This window comes from Roseibium sp., from assembly GCF_025698965.1.
Lineage (GTDB): Bacteria > Pseudomonadota > Alphaproteobacteria > Rhizobiales > Stappiaceae > Roseibium.
The window spans coordinates 1-18,511 of sequence record NZ_JAILWL010000004.1 but is presented as its reverse complement, the minus strand read 5'-3'; the positions used below and the strand labels follow the sequence as shown (position 1 = coordinate 18,511).

Genomic DNA, 18,511 nt, shown 5'->3' with positions numbered 1-18,511 from the left:
AACCATGCATCTGATGCGGTTTTTTGCCGTTTTGGCTTGTGTCGCTCTTGTCGGCGTGACGCTGACAGGATGGCACACCACGCTGGGATTCAATCCGCTTCAAGCCGCGTGGTGGCAATGGCTCCGCGATTTCTGGATCCAGGCCCGGAGCTTCCCTACAGAAATTCTCTATCCCTCCTATGCCGGTATGGCCGCGTTTCTGGTGTTGATGCTGATCGGCGCTATCGTATCGACCGGCGCCAGGTCAGAAACCATTTTCGGTGGCCGGAAGCAGAAAGACCTTCACGGCACCGCCCGTTGGGCCGAAACCCGGGACGTGAAAGACAGCGGTCTTTTGTTCGATACAGGCGTTGTTGTCGGTGGCTGGCCGACACGCTGCGGCACGAAGATGCTGCGCCACGATGGCCCCGAACATGTTCTTGCCTTTGCGCCGACCCGCTCCGGTAAGGGTGTTGGCCTCGTTCTGCCGACGCTGCTTTCCTGGGAAGAAAGCGCCCTTGTCCTCGACATCAAAGGCGAAAACTACGCCCTGACGGCTGGCTGGCGGGTATCGCAGGGCCAGAAGATCTACCGTTTCGATCCTGCCGCCGATCGTGGATCCGTTCGATACAATCCCCTTCAGGAAGTGCGCCTTGGCACTGATCATGAGATTGCCGACTGTCAGAACATCGCAATCATGATCATCGATCCGGACGGCACCGGCCTCAAAGACTTTTGGATGCAGGAAGGCTACGGCTGGCTGTGCACCGCGATCCTACATGTTCTTTATCGCATCAAAAAACAGGAAAACCGCACCGCGACCCTTGCGGACGTGCGCGCCTTCATGTCGATCGGCGATGACAAGGAGCCGGAAACGATCAGTGAAAAGGCTTTGGCCGCCGCCGCCAAAGCCGCTTTCAACGGTGAGGAAGACGACAGTTTCAACCGCCTCTTGAAGGACATGGAGAACTATGAGCACGGGCGCGAAATCGTCAATGATGAGGTTCGTCTTGGCGCGGCCCGCATGCGCAAGCGGTCCAGCAACGAGCGGTCCGGCGTTCATTCCACCGGCACCTCTCAGCTAGCGCTTTACAGCGATCCGATCGTGGCCCGCAACATATCGGAATCCGATTTCCGCATTGCCGATCTGATGAATGGCGAGACGCCGGCGACACTTTATATTGTCATTCCGCCTTCCGACATTGCCCGTTTGCGCCCGCTTGTGCGGATCCTGCTCAACCAGTTCCTGACCCGCCTCACCTCTCACATGGCGTTCGAAGGCGGTCGATCCGTCAAGCATTACAAGCACCGCATGCTCTTGATGCTCGACGAGTTCACATCTGTCGGCAAGCTGGAGATTTTTGAAAAGGCCATCGCGTTCATGGCTGGCTACGGCCTGAAAGCCTTCGTCATCGTCCAGGACCTCACCCAGCTTCAGAAAGCATACGGGCGCGAGCAGTCGATTATCTCAAACTGCCATATCCGGATCGCTTACGCCCCGAACACGATGGAGACCGCGAAAGTCCTTTCTGACATGGCCGGTAAGACCACGCTGGTTCAGAAAAAAACCTCAGCCAGCCACACCACCGGCCGGATCGGCACGAACTATTCCGAGACCCTGACAGAAGTCGCTCGCCCTCTCCTGACACCGGACGAATGCATGTCCTTGCCGGGGATCCAGACCGGCGCGGGCGGCAAGGTCAAGCGCGCGGGCGACATGCTCATATTCGTTGCAGGATGCCCGGCCATCTATGGCCGCCAGGTTCTCTATTTCCAGGACAAGGATCTGCAGGCCCGCGCCGAGGTTCAAATCCCCTCCGCAAAGACCCTTCCCAATCCAGTTTCCTCTTCCACACCGTCTAATCAGAAGGTGACCTCATGAAAATCATTGAAGTAATTGCCACCCTGCAGACCATCCAGGAGCTCTACGGCGATATCGCCATAACAGGCGGCACCCTCACCGACGACCAACCGCTGTCCAACATCACCGTCACCAATACCGATGGAATGTAGATCTGGCCGCGCGATCCGAATTGCCGCGCTGGATCCAGCCCCGTCGACGGCGTGTTCCTGGATTGACCCGCCGCCCCCTTCTTTCTTCCCCAACCCAGAGACAACCGAACATGACAAACACCCTCACCGCTGATTGTCGCGCAGATGATCCGGCCCGGGCAGAGGCCCTTATGGAACATGTCATCGCGACATTTCCAAGAGAACGGCTACTGACAGCAACCCTTGATGAAGTCGCAAGTCACTATGTGCGGAAGCACTTTCCGGATGCCGAACCGGCGTGCAAAGCGAACCTTGTCGCTTGCATCGAAGAGGCAATCGAAGTCGGGCAGAGCCTCTATTCGATCAGCCCCCGCCCGAAGAAAAACCGCCGTCCTTCCATCTTTGAAACCTCGAAAGGTAATTGATCATGACTGAGACGAACACAGCCGCAAAGACGTACCTAGCCGTTCCTTATGAGCAGCGCGAAGCTGCAAAAGCTGCAGGTGCTTTGTGGGACAAAAAGGAAAAGGCGTGGTTTGTGAAGGGAACAGAGGTTCCGCAGGACTTCGAGAAATTTCTGTCTCAGAACCGACCGGAGAGCGAGAAGGGACGCGAGCAACCGCTCGAGGCATTCGGTCAGTTCCTTCGCGAGAATGGCGCGGACCTGAAAGGCTTGCCGGAAATGGACGGCAAGTGGCATCGCATCGCCCTCGTTGGCGAGGGCAAGGTTACCAATGCCACCTATCGCGGTTTCCTGGACGGGGTTCCGAACGGCCAGTTCAAGAATTTCAAGGGCGATGAGAGCCCCTTGCAGTGGACCGGCAAGGGCGAGGCCCTGACAAGGCAAGAAAAACAACGTCTGACCGCGGAAGCCGCGCAGGCTCGTGAGGTCCGCGAGCGTGAACGCGCCCAGGAACAGGAAACCACCGCCAAGCGTGCGTTCGGCATCTGGACCAACATCAAGACATGGGCGACGCCGGATAACTGCCCGTATCTGGCAAATAAACAGGTTCGCGGATTTGGTGCGAAGCTGGCCGAAGATGGCCGCATGGTGGTTCCGCTGCGCGATGACACAGGCCGGATCTGGAGCCTGCAATTCGTTGGCGATGAAAAGTTCTATCTGAAGAGCGGCCGCAAGACCGGCCTTTTTCACACTATCGATCCGGATCGGGAGCTTGAGAAGGATCGCAAGGACGAAAAGCTGACTGTTGTCATTAGTGAAGGTTATGCCACCGGCGCCGATGTTCACAAAGCTACCAAGCTTCCGACTCTCGTTGCCTTTGACAGTGACAACCTGGTCAACGTTGCCAAATCTGTTCGTGAGAAATATCCGGCTGCCAATATCCTGATTGCAGCTGATGACGATCATCATTTGCCTCTGCAAAACCCGCCGTTGCCGAACAAGGGTTTGCGGTCTGCTCAGCGCGCCGCCGAAGCCGCTGGCGGCAAGGTGCTTGCCCCATCCTTCACCCTGGCCGAGAAAGACCGCGACGCAACCGACTGGAACGACCTGAAGCAGCTCCGCGGCGAAAAAGGTCTGCTCACCGCCCTTCGCGAATCCTTCACGATGATGCAGCGGAAACAGAAGCTGGGAACTGACAAGGGGCTTGAGCGGCAATTGGAGATGTCCCGTTGACAACTCCAAAGCGCAAACTTCTGAAGGCTTACGTCAAACCGGAAGTGCATCAGCGCATTACCGCGCACGCGAAACGCACGAAGCTTTCGGCTTCGCGCGTTGTTGAGCGTCTTTTGGAGACCGGGAAACTTCCGGATCGATCTACTGATCTTATAATCGTCAACCTCCTGCAGGTGAATGCCGATCAGGCCCGCCTCGGCAACTTGCTTCTGAAGGGGATCAATGAAACGTCAGACGGTCACCATGTTCGTCAAATGCAATCCCTCCTCAAGGAGGTCCGGGAAACTCAGGTGGAACTCAAGGCCCGGGTTGCAGAGCTCAAGCCATGATCGCCAAGAAAACCGCGCTGAAACGATCGTGGGGGGCCAAGGCATTAGCAAATTACATCGCTGGCGCGAAGGTGAAGGGTGAGAAGCTGGATCAGTTCTGGCTAACCAACTGCAATGCTGGTGACGGGATCGAAGATCTGGACACCGCTATCGCGGAGATCCGCGCGACCCAGGCGCTCAACCAGCGCAGTAAGGCGGATCCAAATTACCACCTGGTTGTCTCATTTGCCGAAGGCGAAAAACCTGACATCGATGTGTTGAAGGACATTGAACAGGAGTTCGCGAAGGCCCTTGGCCTGAAAGATCATCAACGTGTTGTTGGCACTCACATCAACACTGAAAACTTCCACATGCATATTCAATTCAACCTGGTGCATCCGGAAACCTTCCGGATGCACACCCCGTTTCGTGATTTCCAGATCCTTCAAGAGACCGCGGCCGAGCTGGAGAAGAAACACGGCCTGCAGGTTGTCCAGGGCCGGGGCAAAGATAACGAACGCGACAATCAGAAAGCCCTCGACAAGGAAGCCAACACCTGGGAGCAATCCTTCTCCGGCTACCTGAAGGAATACAAAGGCGAATTACTGAAGATCCGCGATCGCGCAACTTCGTGGGAGGAATTCCACGAAGGACTTGCGGACTATGGCATTGAGCTTCGCAACCGAGGCGCCGGCTTTGTCTTCCGAAACATGGATAAGGGCGTGATGGAAAAGGCAAGCACGGTTGATCGTCGGTTCTCTAGGAAGAACCTTGAGATGAGATACGGTAGCTATAAACGCCCGTTACGAACAAGGCCCGAAAAGAGGCAGAAGACCAGATACTGCCGCCGTCCTCTCGACCCGCGTCTTGAAAATCATCCTGCCTGGAAAAGCATGATTCAAGGCGTGCTCGGCAAGAAACTGTCATGGCGCCAATACCTGGAGCTGCAGGCTGGGGTGGATGCTGAGGCACGTGAAGCGCTTGAACTACAAAAATCCTATTTCCAGATCATTCGCGGACAGGAGACGACGATGGCTAGAAATCGCCAAATCCGGGCTCGAATGTCAAATAATTTGGCGCGGTAACATATCTTGTGAATGTAGTGTTTGAGGCAATCATTAACAGAGGTTTCCAAATCAATTTGGTTTTGTGAGAACCTCAGCCCCACAACAACATGAAGTCGGTCAGCGCTCGTCGTGGATTGTCGCGTAAAACACCAATGGAAGGTTCAGTTTCGGATCAGCCTGGTTCGGCATTCTTTTAGAGCACTGAATAATCACCAAGCGCCTATCGACTGAAAGTTTCCTGTTTAGGGTTGCATCCGATGATGCTCTCCGAGTTAGCACCTTCACGGAGAATGTCATCAGTGAGGCAGATAAAATCTGCCTCTGACGGCCTGTTATGTGCTCCAGACTTAACAGGACAGGCCATTATATATATTCGAAAAACGTGAATTACGTGGGGGAGTACATTAATGGCTAATTTACTCGAGGATTGTAGTCTTTCAGCCTGCTCCCATTGCGCGAAATACTTTACGAAGTGACTGTCTCAAAGCCAATGGAAGCAGTTAGTGGAGTCTTTGTGTTTCGGGGCAGCTTGACGGCCGTTGCGATCATCGCGCGACATTGAAGCGGCCTGAAACCGAAACAAAAATCCCCCACGTCAACCCTAGCCCAGTCAGGAGAAGATCTCTCTTGGCTGGGTGTTGGATAGGCATAACGTATCTGGTGGAAAATTAGGCCCTGTGGTTTGGCAAAGAGCAAGCAATTGTGGCCTTGCTTCGGTAGCTGATATTCAGGCAGCAACATATATATTGATGCGTTCTTCATCGATCTCGAACACATGGTTGACTTCTATATCAGCTGGGACACCGGGTTGTTCAAAATAAGGTATTGAGTGCTCAAAAAGGATTTTCGTTGACTGGGCTGACGAAATAAAGTTGCTCTACCGCGCTGCTGGAGATCTCGGCACCGACCGATGTGGAAACGCAAAGTCCAGACACGGCTGAAAACCGGCGGTTTCCGCTCAAAAGATGCACGAAGACTTGATTAGCTGAACGTGGGGTTGAAGATCCTGGAAACCGCATTGTTGTCGATGCTGTCTCTAATAGACAGCACCGTGGTTCAAACGCTCGAAAAGCACAACGCGAACAGGGTTATTTTTTAGATTTTTTCTGTTTTCTCTGCTGACCTAGACCCATCTTTTTGGCAAGTTCAGAGCGTGCGGCCGCGTAGTTAGGGGCAACCATTGGGTAGTCGGAATCGAGCCCCCACTTTTCGCGATAGTCTTCTGGAGACATATTGTAGTGGGTGCGTAAGTGGCGCTTAAGAGATTTGAACTTTTTTCCGTCTTCCAAACAGATGACGAAATCCGGTGTCACTGATTTTTTGACAGGCACGGCGGGTTTCGGCGGTTCGGGCTCGGACGCGTTCGTGGCCATTGCAGTCTTTTGCAAAGCTTCATGGATATCGTCAATGAGCTTCGGCAAATCTGCGGTCGCAACGGTGTTGTTACCGACATATGCAGAAACGATATCTGCGGTGAGATCGATAAAATTCAGGTCTGGAATGTTTTCTTCTGCCATCATCAAATGGTCCTCGGAGACAAGACCGCTAAAACCTACACATAAAACTCGAAGAGTAAATCACGTAAATTCAGTTTCTGTCTTGATCGTTTAAAATATTCAATTGGAGGCAGGCAAATACCTGCTTTTCTTTTGTCGTTTAGCTCCGACACAGATGCCATTAACGGTCTCAATCTTGCCGGGCGTGTCAGTCAGGTACACATGATAAACAGCAATGTCCGGTCATGGGTTTGCTGCGTTCGGCAAAGGAGGAAGTCCACGAACTGTTTGCGCGACCTGCTGCCATCTTCTTAAAGTTCATGGTGAGATAACAAAACGCGGAAAGCAAGAAAAAGTTAAATTTTAACAATAGTTTATATAGTTGTCGCGCGAAATTTTTATTTGACGGGGCTGTCGACTTGTCAATAGTTTCAGTATGTGGTGTCCCATGTTTCGGAGGGGACTTCAGATCGGACGACCCCTTTGCCTCAGAACCGATCTGTTTCCTGACTTCAGTGAGGTGCCGCATTTGCCCGGCCAAGTTATTGTGAGCCAGCGATTATCTTGGCCGGGCTCACTCATCTCTAACATTGCATAGATGTAGTGAATTACACCGTGAGAAACTTTTAACTTATGATTTTCAGGATGCTTTAGCAATCTCTGCTGAACGACCCGACTTGAGAAGAGTTGTTTTTTTGCCTTCAATTTAGAAACGTGGGACTTCGGTATCTGAGAACATCGATGATAGAAATTTGAGGACCCACGTCATCTGAGATTGAAGTCAGAGTACTGCTCTTGCTCTGACCATTCCTTATTTGGGTAACAACTACCACCAGACTCACAGCGCTGAATTTCATATCCTTGAACGACTGATGTTCAGGAGATTTTTTTTGAGCGTTTCAAGTGAATTGAATGAAACGCAGATGGAGTTGATTAGGCCAATTTGTTGACTTTGCTACCTAATTCCGGAATTTTCCGTGTCAGGCACCTGGCCGATAAAACTTTCTTGCTATTTGAGCCAAGGTTTCTGATTTGGGGTGGTAGATACAACCGTCAATGACTTCAAGCGGGCCTGTTCTATTCAAAGTATGAAATTTTCGTCCTGGCCAATGAGAATTTGGAAACAAAACCGTTTGAATTGATTGACGAAAACTAGACGGCGATAATTCGTCGATTGTTGCAAGACCGAGCCCAGTCCCATATCCGCCACGGCAATTTTGAAATGGTCGCCACAAGGTGCCGTTTTTGTGAAACATTCGCCCGCCGGGACGAGCTGTTCGATCATCCACTAAAACCGGGTTGCATTGGTGAGGTATCCATGGACCGACCAAATTGTCGGCATGATAGATATTCAACATGTCGGAGTAGCCGCCCACACCATCCCGGACGACGGTGAACATCCACAAACGTCCATCGTGGTCAATCAGTGTTGCATCCGCTGCTTCGATATCCGCGAGCAGGGTACAATGGCGTTCCCAGTGATTCGGAAACTCGATTGCTCGATAAAGCGCGATTTCACGGTTGGTTGAACTTTCTGGGATCATCCATATGCCATCACCCATTTCAAAAACAAATGGGTATGACAAATGCCAGTCTTCTTCCAAAACCGTACGGGGAGCGGATGTTTGCCCTTCCCTGGTGACTTCCACGACGGAGATGACCCCTTTTTGCGTCGCATGATTGAGATCTTCGAAAAACACATAGTATTTGCCGTCTTTTTCGAAAGGAAAAGGGTCTGCATAAAAATGATCATGTGGACTGGGTAGGACTTTCCATTCCTCTCCCTTCAGGTCCTGTCTGTCGGCGACACCGTCTTTACAAAACCTCCAACCCACACGCCAATGAGAGGTATAACAACTAGCTTTGTAAAGGCTTTGAATTGCAGTTCGGGCGCTTTGACGTAGCGCCCGTTTCGCGACTTTTTTGGTTGTGATTGGCGAGTAATTACACGGAACAGAAGGTGGATAGTCATCATAGATGCCGTTTAAAATCCGGTTGATGAGAGCGCAGACCCGTGAATACACGGCTTCCATCGCCCCCCCCAGGCCTTCTGCAGCTTCGAGTGAAGCGGTCCCTTGCGCGATTACACGCTCTTCGCCTTGGTCGATGACTTCAATCAAGGGAGTGCCAGAGTTTAACAATGTTGAGCACAGTGCATCTTCACCAGGTGCTCCATTGTAGAGGACGCGCAAAGTCCTGCCTTTTGCGCTTGTAACTCCACCGACAGTAAAGTCGATCGTCCAATCAGCGTCTTCTGTATCCTCATCGCGCGTTTTAAAACAATTGACATCGATTGGATCGGAGCCGCAATTGGCGCGATGACGCAACGTTTTTCGTTCAAAAGACAACAGATATGAAACAGGTTTGGGAAGTGGAGGAAGCGGCCTCACGAAAACAAAGCGAACATTCAATGATGAGGAGCGTTTCAAGGACCCTTCAAGATAAAACAGCCAATGACGGCATCTGTCTTTTTCGATGATGATGTCTACTATCATTGTAGCGTCGGCAATTCAGAGTTTGTCGAAGGATGTTGGTCATGCTTCAAAATGAAAGCTTCATAGGTGTCGACCATCGTCTCAAGTGAGTATTTTTCTTTCAATTGTCTCCCTCTCTTTGAGAGCAGGCTGGCAAAGGGACGATTGCAAAGAGTTTCTTCGACTTGGCGGGAGAATGCGTTTTGGTCCGTAACGTCCACAAACGCCGCACAGGCACCTTCTTTGGTCCGCAGGACTTCTCGCAGAACCGGCAACGTGTTTGAGACGACTGGCACTCCTGCTTGCGCAGCTTCTATAGCTGCCAGTCCAAAACTCTCAGCGGCGGAGGGAAAGACAAAAACATCTAGGCCTGCCAGGAATAATCCTACTTTGTCCGGAGCAAGTTCTCCGACGAAATGAACTCGGGATCTGACGTTCAGGGTTTCCGCAATTTCGATGAGCCGACCATAATCCGGGCCTTGACCCGCAATAGTGAAATGCCAGTCTGGTTTTGAAGGCAGCAGAGCGATGACTTTGTCAAGTTGTTTGGCAGGATTTAGGCGCGCAGTACATCCAATCAGTGATACTGTCGGTGGTAAATCCAACTGACGTCGAGCGGTCGTTTTTTCCAGTAATTGAGTTTTGTCCTCGAAACCCTGAGGGACCAGAAAAAGTTTTTTAACGTAACGAGAGGGAAAGGTTGCGTAGTCATCATAAAGTGCCTTCGAATTGGCTGTAACATGATCGTAAACACCAAATGAACCAAAAACTTTGTCCATGAAAGCGACTGCTGGATTGATCAGGTTTACGGCGGTCACCTGATTTGCAACTATGTTTCTGCAGCCTGCAAGTCGCGCAATTGGAGCTCCCAGGACGTTTCCAAAGTGCTGAAAGCAGAACACACACGTTGGTTGGTTTTTTCGGATAAACTTGAATAGTGCCATCAAAAGAGCGAAAAACGCCAGAAGTCCTGCGGGCCTGATTTCACACAGAATCGTTGTGTTGGGGGGCGCGAAAAAATCATCAGACTTTCGGTAGAAAAACAGATGTTGGACGTCATACCCGCGTTTGGTAAGCTGATCCCCAATGAGGCGTGAGACTTCTTGCGCTCCCGCGTTTTCGGCTTGTGTCTGGATAAAAAGTACACGTCGTCCACTCATGTTTGTGTTTCTTTCGTAGAAGTGGCAGCAACTGATCCTGGAAAGAAGATACGTGTCGCAGTGACATTCATCCCGGTCATCGCTTGGGATTTGTTGCCTATGAGTACTGCCATAACGATGAGTGAAAAGGCGGTTGCAACAGCGGCTCCCAAGATTTCGAAGACGGGAATCAAGACCACAAATCCTGTGATCCTTAAGGCAACGCTAAGCGCAACAATTCGTAAGTAAGGGCTTTCCGACCCGGTAACCATGAGAACTGGTGCCGCCGGGCCCGAAGCAGCCATAGCAGCTGTGCCAATACACAGGACCAGCAGGACGTGGTAGTAAGCGACATATTCTTCGCCAAACAAAAGCAAGATCCAATGGCCTGCGACGACAATCACTGCCAGGCCTCCAGCTACTGCGAAGGCTGTTAGTACGGCAAGTGTTGTAAGAAGCCTCGCCATGCCAACGCTATCGCGCCGGAAGTAGAGTTCGGGAAAGTGCCGCATCGCAAACATATTGAACGCATCCGCGATCGATGCGAATCCGTTTGCCAATCGCGTGGCTACGAAGTATGCCCCCGCGGCTATCGGATCCAGCAATAAACCAATGAGAATGACATCAAGATATTGGTTGGAAGTCTCGAGCGCACTTGCGATCCAAAGGCGACAAGACGAAGGTAGCCAGGCCGCTGCATCAAATTGGTGTTGTGTTTGAAACAGTTTTGGATAGGACTGCCTGATCACGCGAAGCAGGCAATACACTTGCACTGAAACGGCCGTAAGTTTGCCAATCGTTAGTAGATTAATGACCCAGATCATCGAGAGCTCGAGTTCTAGGAAGTAACAGGCGATCAAAGCAAGATTGGCAAAAAAGAGCGCTGTCAACTCTCGTTGTCCGTCGCCGGCGAGAATGCTTACGACTGTTCTCGCGAGACTCGATAAGAACAGGAGCAGGATGGCAGCAGCGACATAGGCTCCGGCCGACACTGCTGCACTTACCGAATCCGTGTTTCCGAAATAGAGAGCTATTACGCTGGCGCCAATAACGCCGCCAATTGCTGAAACAATAAGTCCAAAAACAATGCTGCCTTTGGCGAGGTCCAATCGGTTTTCGGCTATGTACTTACTCCAAAGCCGGATGATCAGCATCTCCTGGCCAAATGCAGCGACGACTGCTAGCATCGAAGCAGCGCTGAAAAACACAGCAAAATGGCCGAAATGCTCTTCTCCCATAACCCTTGCGGCGAATGTAAACAGGAGGAATGAAGATGAAATCGATGCAACCTTCACAGTCATCGATCCTATCACTCCACGAACTTCTGGTTGAAGCGTAATGGTGAATAGTTTGAGCAATGCCCCCCTCATTTATATCGTGAAACCTCTCCTGATTGCTTGCCCCAGGATCATTCCGTTGAGCGAGATGAGCAGTCCGAGCGCGAGCGGGGAAAATAGTGCTTCTTCCTGAAAAATTCCGTTCACAAGAACGGTTAACAGGGTAAATCCTGCAGCCACATGCAGCGAAGTTCCGGTGAATGAACCAACACGTATTGTTTGCCAGGCGACCCAGGCATAGAGCCCGAGAACAACGAATGTTCCGGGCCCCATTTGGAATAGCAAAACCCCGACAGCGCTTTCGATTGCAACCGGTGTCCGACCCAGAGCCTGATATTCCGGCCAATTAAGTTTAGAGAAGTCTGTTGTTAGATTTCCACCAACACCGATGCCATGCCCCAATGGGAACTGAAGAAAATTATGTACCCCTCCCATGAAGCCAAGCACGTGAAAATCACCAATGCTCAGACCGACAAGTATGCCGGAAATTGCGTAGAGTATGAGCAACAAACATAATAGGTAGAAGCTCATGCGAGCCCCTAGAAGCTTAAAAGTACCCCAGGCCACGCATACTAAGATCAACATTATTAGGGCCCCTTTGGCACTTGCAAAAACCAAAAGGGGGAAAAGAAGTAGCGCGCTCAACGGAGCGCCCCGAAAAAGGGCAAAAATTATCAAGAACGCGACAGCATAGGAATAGCTGATTGCATGCATATTGGGGCCCATTAGCCGGGCCACCCTGACATTCAGTCCGCCCAGAAGCGGTGTATTAAAGAAGTCGACCGTGATCGTATCGAGGAACTTCGTCACGACAAATCCAGTCTCTCGGGCCTCTTTGTCCCACGCAAGGAGCAATCTTTCCTTTTGTGTCTCAAGGTCCCAGTAGGTTTTGCTACCCGTCAAATTCAGCCACTCTTGCCGGTAGAGAAGCTCCAAGTATCCAAAGAGAATAAAAATTAGAGTTATCAAAAACAATGCAGCGGAAAGCCTGAAGTCACAGCGCCAGAACACAAGGAGCGTCACTTGAAAGACCATCAAAGGTGACATGATGTTCCTCAAGTAGATCACAGCGGGTGTCGGGTTTTGAGCTAAGCCTATTGCGAAATAGAAGAATATGATCCCCATGCTCAGAAATGTCGCGTTCATGAGCTTGTCGATCGACTTGTGCAACCCTCTTAGCCGGGTGATGTAGCCGACGGTATTTACGAGCCAAATCGTGAAGAGAACAAAGAAATTGTAACCTCGGATGATTTTGAACTCCTCCGGTCCACTCAATCCCTCCGATACAAGTGAAACGAAAAAGTTCTGAAAGAGTAGGGCAACAAAAATACTGATCACAGCTGTGCGGGGCGCATAATTTGCGACCAGTCCGGCGAGTAATACGGCGACGGGTATTGCAAAGATTGGTGACAACAAGTGGCCGACAACAGGGACGCTGATGACAAGAATGCCAGCCAGCAGTGAACCAAGCGCTTCTAGTGTATCTTGATTCCAGCGCTGAAACAGTCGGCGAGGGATCTCTTCATCATTTCTTTCGATCACACTCATGTAACAATGATACTCGGCAACTTATACGGGCGGAACTTGCTCCCGCTGCGCTATTGTCAATTTTAACCGCCAGTTATTGAATTTGTCCTAATCCTGAAAGTTGAAACGCTCGACTCAGAAATTCGGGCCAAGAAATGAAAACCACTTGAGTGTGTTTCGAAGGGACAAAGGTCTGTGAACATGACCTCCGATGTCGGCGGGACATGGACGGGCCAGGCGGCCCCTGAAATCTTTCCACCTAACAACAATCATGTTCGCGGGCCGTTCGACCATGGAATGATTGATCTCGCCCAGATCATCGGGTTTGCTCGTCGCAACTTCGTTAGGATCAGTGTGGTTACGATCGTTCTGACCGCGATCTTCTTTATTCTGTTCTCGCTATATCCATTTCCTTATCGCTCAACGGCTCTTGTTCTGGTCGACCCAAGAGAACGAAAGGTCACGCTGACTGAAAACGTCCTGCCCGGTATAGGGACCGACGCTGCCATCTTGGAAAGCGTTGTACAAATAGTTAGGTCCGACGGATTTCTTGAGCCGGTGTTGAAGAAGTTGGAGGTGAGAAGTGATCCAATGTTTGCGGAGGCGGTTTCTGCAGACGAAGAAGATCGCAGGAAATTACTCGAGGCATTCAAGAAAAAACTGTGGGTCACCCGCGTCGGGGCGACGTTCATCGTCGAAATCTCGTTTACCTCGAACGATCCCGACAAGTCTGCGTATTATGCAAACGCTGTTGCGCGGGCATTCGTAGACAAGCAGACACAGTCCCATGTGTCAGCAAATGAGTTTGCAGCCGCGTCTTTGCAGGAGCGGCTTCAGGCTCTGCAGAACAATTTGGTGTCTTCAGAAGATGCCGTGGCGAACTTCAAAGCGGAGCGCGGGATATTCGATGTCACCAGAGACAGTACACTATTGCAACGCGAGTTGATTGAACTCAACCAACAGATCGCTGCAGCCAATGGGGCAGCAGAAGCTGCGCGGGCACGTTATGAGCAATTTCAAAACGGATTTGGAACGGGGGAAGCAGCAGAGCAGTCGGATGCCGCTCAGTTTACGGAATTGCGCCGGCAAAGAGGGCAGGCTCTGCAAAACCTCTCAGAGTTCGATCGTATCTATGGCCCTCGGCATCCGCGTGTAACGGCGGAGCGAAGCAAACTGTCCGGCATTGAGCGCCAAATCGTCGATGAAAGAGGTCGTCTCCTGGCAATACGCAAGGAGCAGCTGGAGAGTGCAGTCGCAGCTCAAAAAGCTCTGGAAGAGGATCTGCAAACGCTCAAGAAGGAGGCCTCGAAAACGGACCGTGCGATGGTTCAGTTGGGTAGTCTCCAACGTGAGGCCGACGCGAACCGCAGGCTTTATGAGGAATTCTTGATCAGGTTCAAAAGCACGGAAGAACAGAGTGGAATTGAAGTGGAACAAGTTCAGATCGCTTCAGCGGCAAGCCCACCCCTTTATACCACCCGTCCCAGTCTCGTAGTGGCTGTGATCGTGTTCTTCCTGCTGTCTGGCACATTCGCGGTATTATATGCAGTGCTGCGCGAAATGAATTTATCCGGGCGACGGGATAGGAGAAATGGCGTTTCAACAAACAAAGCAAAAACAATGAATGACGAGTCAGACAAGAAAAGCGCTTCTGAGCCAAAGCAGGAAGCCCCTACCCCTTCCAAAAAGCAGTCCCAAAGAGCCGTTGGAAACCAGGACGTTGAGCGAACAGTGCCCTCTGCGGAGAGCAAACGGTTGCCTATTTCGCTCGGCAATTCACACAAGAATGAAACATGGTCGAAAGACCCGGCGTGTATCGCTCGAAGCATTTTAGCCGGCCCAATGCGACAAGACCTCAAAACCGTCCTGCGACCGGGGGCTACAGTTGTTATTGGCTCACCGCGTACGTGCCCTGAGAAATTCGATATTGCGCTCGGTCTAGCTATGATTTCCGGATTGCGTTCAGTCCCAGCCTTGTTGTTGGACGCAGACGAGAATTATTCGAAGGAAGATCCGCGAAAGGAAGATCGTTTATCAAAGTTTGAAGAGTTGCCGATTTCCATTATTAATCCGATCGAATTTGCGAAAAATGAATTTGAAGACCAAATGTCGATTTGGAAGGCGGTTGGCGATTTCGGTCTTAGTCCGACCGGGCAACGCTCTTGTCTGATTGTCGATGCGCCCGCATTGGCCTGTGAAAAAGGATTGGAGCAGATTGCAAAGATCTCAGATTACCTCGTTCTGATTGACTACGCTCATATGTCGAAGAGCAAAAGTGTCACCAAACTCGTGCACGATGCTGGTAAATTCTTTCCAGACAGGTTTCGCCTGATATTAGTTTAGATTTTACAAATCTAATTTAGAGGATTTAAACCAAGTATTTTTGCTGCATGTTAATTCGATTCTGCGAATAATCTAAGAAATTAGAAGCAGAAAATAGAGAATAACATGGAGCCTCAAAGAAAGTACAAGAGTAACATCTTCAGCCCCGATTTCTCGAGTGTGCTTGAGCGGAAGCTGATTGCTATCTTGTCTAAATCCGGACCAACTTTACCTCTAGGAGGTCTTCCGGTCACATGGTCTGACCGGAATACTGTAGCCGAGGCATTTATCAGCCACGCACTGTTGGCACGGCACTTCGAAATGCCCCCATTCTATTCGACATCTGCCAACGGACAGGTCATCGTTCTGTGTGATGAAGATGCTGAAATCCGAAAGGAATTCCTATGTGCCGATCAGATATTGGCGGACGGCATGCCAATGGTTCTATTTTCAAAAATCAAGCATGAATTGCCATCGATCGAGCGGGTCGCAACAACTGATTTGTTTCATGATGTCGCTAAACGGGCCGAACGCGCCGGAGTTTCCTTCTATTTTCTCGGAGGGGACGAAACTTCAAATAAACTTGCGGTCGAAAAGTCAGTCGAAAAGTATCCGAACCTGATCGTCACTGGGCGTCGGAACGGGTACTTTAACATGCAAGAAGAAGAGAAGATTGTTGAGGAAATCAATGCGGCCAAACCAGACATTGTTTGGGTGGGTATGGGCGTACCACGAGAACAGAAATTTGTTTCCCGCAACTTGAACAAGCTCACCAACGTAGGTGTTGTCAAAACGTCGGGTGGCTTGTTTGATTTTCTTTCATTGAAGCGTTCGAGAGCTCCAGATTGGATGCAATCTGCCGGACTGGAGTGGTTTTACAGAACGCTGCTGGAGCCTCGTCGGTTGGGTATTCGGTATCTTCAAACCAATCATAAAGCGATCTTCAAAATGTGGACCGGTTAACTTTGAAACCGCAATTTTTCAAGCTGTTCTGCGCAATTATCGTCGTTTTGTTTATTGCTGTGCACGGTGCAGTGAAGGCGAACGAACCGCTATCAGAAAGCTGTTTTTCGAGCAGATCCTATCCACATTTCACGAATGTCGAACTTCTACATCGGGTAACACGCGGCATCAATTTACCCAACTGGGATGCCCCGAAAACCGTGGATCGCCCATCTTTGAGTGTCCTGAACGATTTGTTCAGGAGAGGGTTTACACATATTCGACTTCCAGTTTTTCATCCGGACTTTACTTACGGGCAATTCTATTCTCCGGACGCAATTGTCTATGCCGAAGAACTTCTGGCAGAATTGAAGAAGCTTACCGAGATCGGATATATAGTCACAGTCGACTTGCATCCAGACGACGAATTTAACAGTCTCTATCGGGCCGTCCCTCAGGCTGGGTACAATCGCCTTGCTGCGATCTGGTCCCATCTCTCGTCTTTATTATCTGAAACGTCTCCTGACAGCGTGCTCATAGAGCTTCTGAATGAGCCCGACACTGACGCGCGGACTTGGCAAAGCCATGCAACGGCGCTCGTGAGTTCGCTCAGGCAACAACTTCCAGATCATTCGTTTGTGGTTGGACCACACGGTCCCATGCGACACGAAAGCCTGGCGGGTTTCGAACCTTTGAGAGATCCGAATTTGGTCTACGCAATCCACTACTATGACCCGTTCATATTTACCCACCAGGGAGCTGAATGGCTCGATCAGAGTGATCCCGTTCGTTCTGCATCGGGTATACCGTTCCCTGCCCGCGCAGATGATTTGCAAGTCAAAGAACTTATTGCTCGTCTCGAGGCGAACTGGAAGGTAGAGGCAGCCGAGGAAGTGCGACGAATTTTCGAAGAACCTTGGACTGAGCATGACGTTCGGAACGCATTTGAAAAGGTGCACCATTGGTCATTGACACATGGGGTTCCTGTCATCGTGAATGAGTTCGGCGTTTTGACTTATCATTCACCGCGGCGCGACCGACTTCGCTGGCTTGGATCCGTTGCACAAATGGCAGAGGAAAACTGCCTTGGTTGGGCGCATTGGGATTTTTCCGATGGATTTGGAATTGTGGACCCACAAACGCGCGACCTCGATGCTGCAGCGGTAAACGAGTTGATAAGAAGACCTCGCTAAAATCTTCCTGATCTTCCAGGAGGTAACAGGATTGATGAACCGCGACGCCAAAGTCATGCCGACAGAATCACAAGTTCAATTTCGGCTTGAGAGTGACGAAACACACGACTTTACTTCCAAAGCGTTTCATTTGTTGTGTGATCATTCTCGCATCACTGCTTTCCAGTCGCCGCAATGGCTGGATTTGTTCTATAGCAAACTGGTTCCTTCTCTCGGAGCCCAGCCTCTAGTTCTAAAAATTTATATAGGCGACTCATGTCACCCGGACGTCGTGATTCCACTTGTCAGGGAGAGGTATTACGGCTTTCACATTCTGCAGCCGGCAGACCTCGGTGTGGCCGACTACAACGCTATTATTGGGTCGAATGAGAGCCTGACAAGGCTTGCCGAGACACCGGGTTTCAAGGAGCAACTTATTGAAGCTCTCCAGCCCTTTGATTTACTGTTGTTTCGAAAGCAACGGCAGGATGTCTTTGATGTAGGGCGTTTGTTCGCAGAAGTTTCCCGGTCTCTCAATATAAACAGCGCCTATGACGTGAATATTGGAGAAGGTTATGAGAATTGGCTAAAAACCTGTGTCTCCAAGAATTCCCGTAGTGGGCTGCGACGCAAGCGGAACGCGTTTGGAAAAGAGGTTGGAAAGCTTGAATACGTTTCTTTGTCTAATGCCAAGGAGATACATCATGCCTTCAAGGCAATGCGAGAATTGCGCTCTGCCCGATTTGAGAATGATTTGTTGTCAAAACCGGAGTATTTCGATTTCTATCTCAAGATGGCTGAACTGGGAGCGGAGAAGGGAGATGCAGTTACCTTTGTCGGCCTTTGGAATGATCAGATAATGTCAATAGATTTTGGGCTTAGGTGCAATGGTCGTTTCTTGCTGCTGCTTGGTGCCTTTTCCGGGGCCGAGCATCATCAGAGATATTCGCTAGGTCTACTTGGGTTGACAGAACTGATCCGGCAGGAAACGGCACGGGGTACACAGATTTTTGACTTCACTATCGGGGATGAACCGTACAAGCGAACTTTTGGTGCTGAAAAGGTCGCATTGCACAATGTCTCGGTTATCAATGGGTTGCGTGGACAAGCAGCATTTGCT

Annotated in this window: 15 protein-coding genes; 10 read left to right on the top strand and 5 right to left on the bottom strand. The window is 50.6% G+C overall.

Going from position 1 to position 18,511, the window contains the following annotated elements:
- Nucleotides 1-4 precede the first annotated feature (4 nt).
- From K5905_RS00765 to traI, 6 genes are all read left to right on the top strand, one after another.
- The gene (locus K5905_RS00765) at nt 5-1,861 is read left to right on the top strand and encodes a type IV secretory system conjugative DNA transfer family protein (protein WP_297579013.1); all 1,857 of its coding nucleotides are present in this window, start codon (nt 5-7) and stop codon (nt 1,859-1,861) included.
- Nucleotides 1,858-1,992, top strand: a complete 135-nt coding sequence (locus tag K5905_RS00760) for a hypothetical protein (RefSeq protein ID WP_297579010.1) — start codon at nt 1,858-1,860, stop codon at nt 1,990-1,992. The genes K5905_RS00765 and K5905_RS00760 overlap by 4 nt, the downstream gene beginning before the upstream one ends.
- A 110-nt stretch (nt 1,993-2,102) precedes the next feature.
- Nucleotides 2,103-2,396 carry a hypothetical protein gene (locus K5905_RS00755; protein WP_297579009.1) on the top strand — a complete coding sequence of 98 codons (294 nt, stop codon included), beginning with the start codon at nt 2,103-2,105 and terminating at the stop codon, nt 2,394-2,396.
- Between the two features lie 2 nt (nt 2,397-2,398).
- On the top strand, nt 2,399-3,607 hold the full coding sequence (locus K5905_RS00750; protein ID WP_297579005.1) for a DUF5710 domain-containing protein: 1,209 nt from the start codon (nt 2,399-2,401) through the stop codon (nt 3,605-3,607).
- Complete coding sequence (locus tag K5905_RS00745; protein ID WP_297579003.1) at nt 3,604-3,936, top strand: hypothetical protein; 333 nt, start codon at nt 3,604-3,606, stop codon at nt 3,934-3,936. The genes K5905_RS00750 and K5905_RS00745 overlap by 4 nt, the downstream gene beginning before the upstream one ends.
- Nucleotides 3,933-5,000, top strand: coding sequence for a TraI/MobA(P) family conjugative relaxase (gene traI, locus K5905_RS00740; RefSeq protein WP_297579000.1), 1,068 nt, complete (start codon nt 3,933-3,935; stop codon nt 4,998-5,000). The genes K5905_RS00745 and traI overlap by 4 nt, the downstream gene beginning before the upstream one ends.
- A 1,070-nt stretch (nt 5,001-6,070) precedes the next feature.
- On the opposite strand, the gene K5905_RS00735 is transcribed toward traI, so the two are convergent.
- The 5 genes from K5905_RS00735 to K5905_RS00715 form a co-directional block, all read right to left on the bottom strand.
- Nucleotides 6,071-6,499 (bottom strand): MucR family transcriptional regulator, encoded by a 429-nt coding sequence (locus tag K5905_RS00735; protein ID WP_297579066.1) that lies wholly within the window; start codon nt 6,497-6,499, stop codon nt 6,071-6,073.
- 959 nt (nt 6,500-7,458) lie between these two features.
- Nucleotides 7,459-8,973: a hypothetical protein gene (locus K5905_RS00730; protein ID WP_297578997.1), complete on the bottom strand. Its 1,515-nt coding sequence runs from the start codon at nt 8,971-8,973 to the stop codon at nt 7,459-7,461.
- Nucleotides 8,970-10,112, bottom strand: a complete 1,143-nt coding sequence (locus tag K5905_RS00725) for a glycosyltransferase family 4 protein (protein ID WP_297578994.1) — start codon at nt 10,110-10,112, stop codon at nt 8,970-8,972. Before K5905_RS00725 ends, K5905_RS00730 begins: the two co-directional genes overlap by 4 nt.
- A complete protein-coding gene (locus tag K5905_RS00720; protein ID WP_297578992.1) occupies nt 10,109-11,449 on the bottom strand; it encodes a lipopolysaccharide biosynthesis protein in 1,341 nt (446 codons plus the stop codon). The genes K5905_RS00725 and K5905_RS00720 overlap by 4 nt, the downstream gene beginning before the upstream one ends.
- Before the next feature lie 12 nt (nt 11,450-11,461).
- A complete protein-coding gene (locus K5905_RS00715; protein WP_297578989.1) occupies nt 11,462-12,976 on the bottom strand; it encodes a hypothetical protein in 1,515 nt (504 codons plus the stop codon).
- 180 nt (nt 12,977-13,156) lie between these two features.
- Between K5905_RS00715 and K5905_RS00710 the strand changes: the two genes are divergently transcribed.
- The 4 genes from K5905_RS00710 to K5905_RS00695 form a co-directional block, all read left to right on the top strand.
- Nucleotides 13,157-15,298 (top strand): GumC family protein, encoded by a 2,142-nt coding sequence (locus K5905_RS00710; protein ID WP_297578986.1) that lies wholly within the window; start codon nt 13,157-13,159, stop codon nt 15,296-15,298.
- A gap of 105 nt (nt 15,299-15,403) precedes the next feature.
- On the top strand, nt 15,404-16,240 hold the full coding sequence (locus K5905_RS00705; protein WP_297578984.1) for a WecB/TagA/CpsF family glycosyltransferase: 837 nt from the start codon (nt 15,404-15,406) through the stop codon (nt 16,238-16,240).
- 200 nt (nt 16,241-16,440) lie between these two features.
- Nucleotides 16,441-17,412 (top strand): cellulase family glycosylhydrolase, encoded by a 972-nt coding sequence (locus K5905_RS00700; protein ID WP_297578982.1) that lies wholly within the window; start codon nt 16,441-16,443, stop codon nt 17,410-17,412.
- A gap of 34 nt (nt 17,413-17,446) precedes the next feature.
- Nucleotides 17,447-18,511: GNAT family N-acetyltransferase (locus K5905_RS00695; RefSeq protein WP_297578979.1), on the top strand; the 1,065-nt coding region annotated here is incomplete at its 3' end.

Excerpts from the sequence above, each read along its gene's own strand:
- traI (WP_297579000.1), top strand. The coding sequence starts at position 3,933 with ATGATCGCCAAGAAAACCGCGCTGAAACGATCGTGGGGGGCCAAGGCA.
- K5905_RS00715 (WP_297578989.1), bottom strand. The coding sequence starts at position 12,976 with ATGAGTGTGATCGAAAGAAATGATGAAGAGATCCCTCGCCGACTGTTT.
- K5905_RS00755 (WP_297579009.1), top strand. The coding sequence starts at position 2,103 with ATGACAAACACCCTCACCGCTGATTGTCGCGCAGATGATCCGGCCCGG.
- K5905_RS00730 (WP_297578997.1), bottom strand. The coding sequence starts at position 8,973 with ATGATAGTAGACATCATCATCGAAAAAGACAGATGCCGTCATTGGCTG.
- K5905_RS00765 (WP_297579013.1), top strand. The coding sequence starts at position 5 with ATGCATCTGATGCGGTTTTTTGCCGTTTTGGCTTGTGTCGCTCTTGTC.
- K5905_RS00750 (WP_297579005.1), top strand. The coding sequence starts at position 2,399 with ATGACTGAGACGAACACAGCCGCAAAGACGTACCTAGCCGTTCCTTAT.
- K5905_RS00705 (WP_297578984.1), top strand. The coding sequence starts at position 15,404 with ATGGAGCCTCAAAGAAAGTACAAGAGTAACATCTTCAGCCCCGATTTC.
- K5905_RS00760 (WP_297579010.1), top strand. The coding sequence starts at position 1,858 with ATGAAAATCATTGAAGTAATTGCCACCCTGCAGACCATCCAGGAGCTC.
- K5905_RS00710 (WP_297578986.1), top strand. The coding sequence starts at position 13,157 with ATGACCTCCGATGTCGGCGGGACATGGACGGGCCAGGCGGCCCCTGAA.
- K5905_RS00725 (WP_297578994.1), bottom strand. The coding sequence starts at position 10,112 with ATGAGTGGACGACGTGTACTTTTTATCCAGACACAAGCCGAAAACGCG.
- K5905_RS00735 (WP_297579066.1), bottom strand. The coding sequence starts at position 6,499 with ATGGCAGAAGAAAACATTCCAGACCTGAATTTTATCGATCTCACCGCA.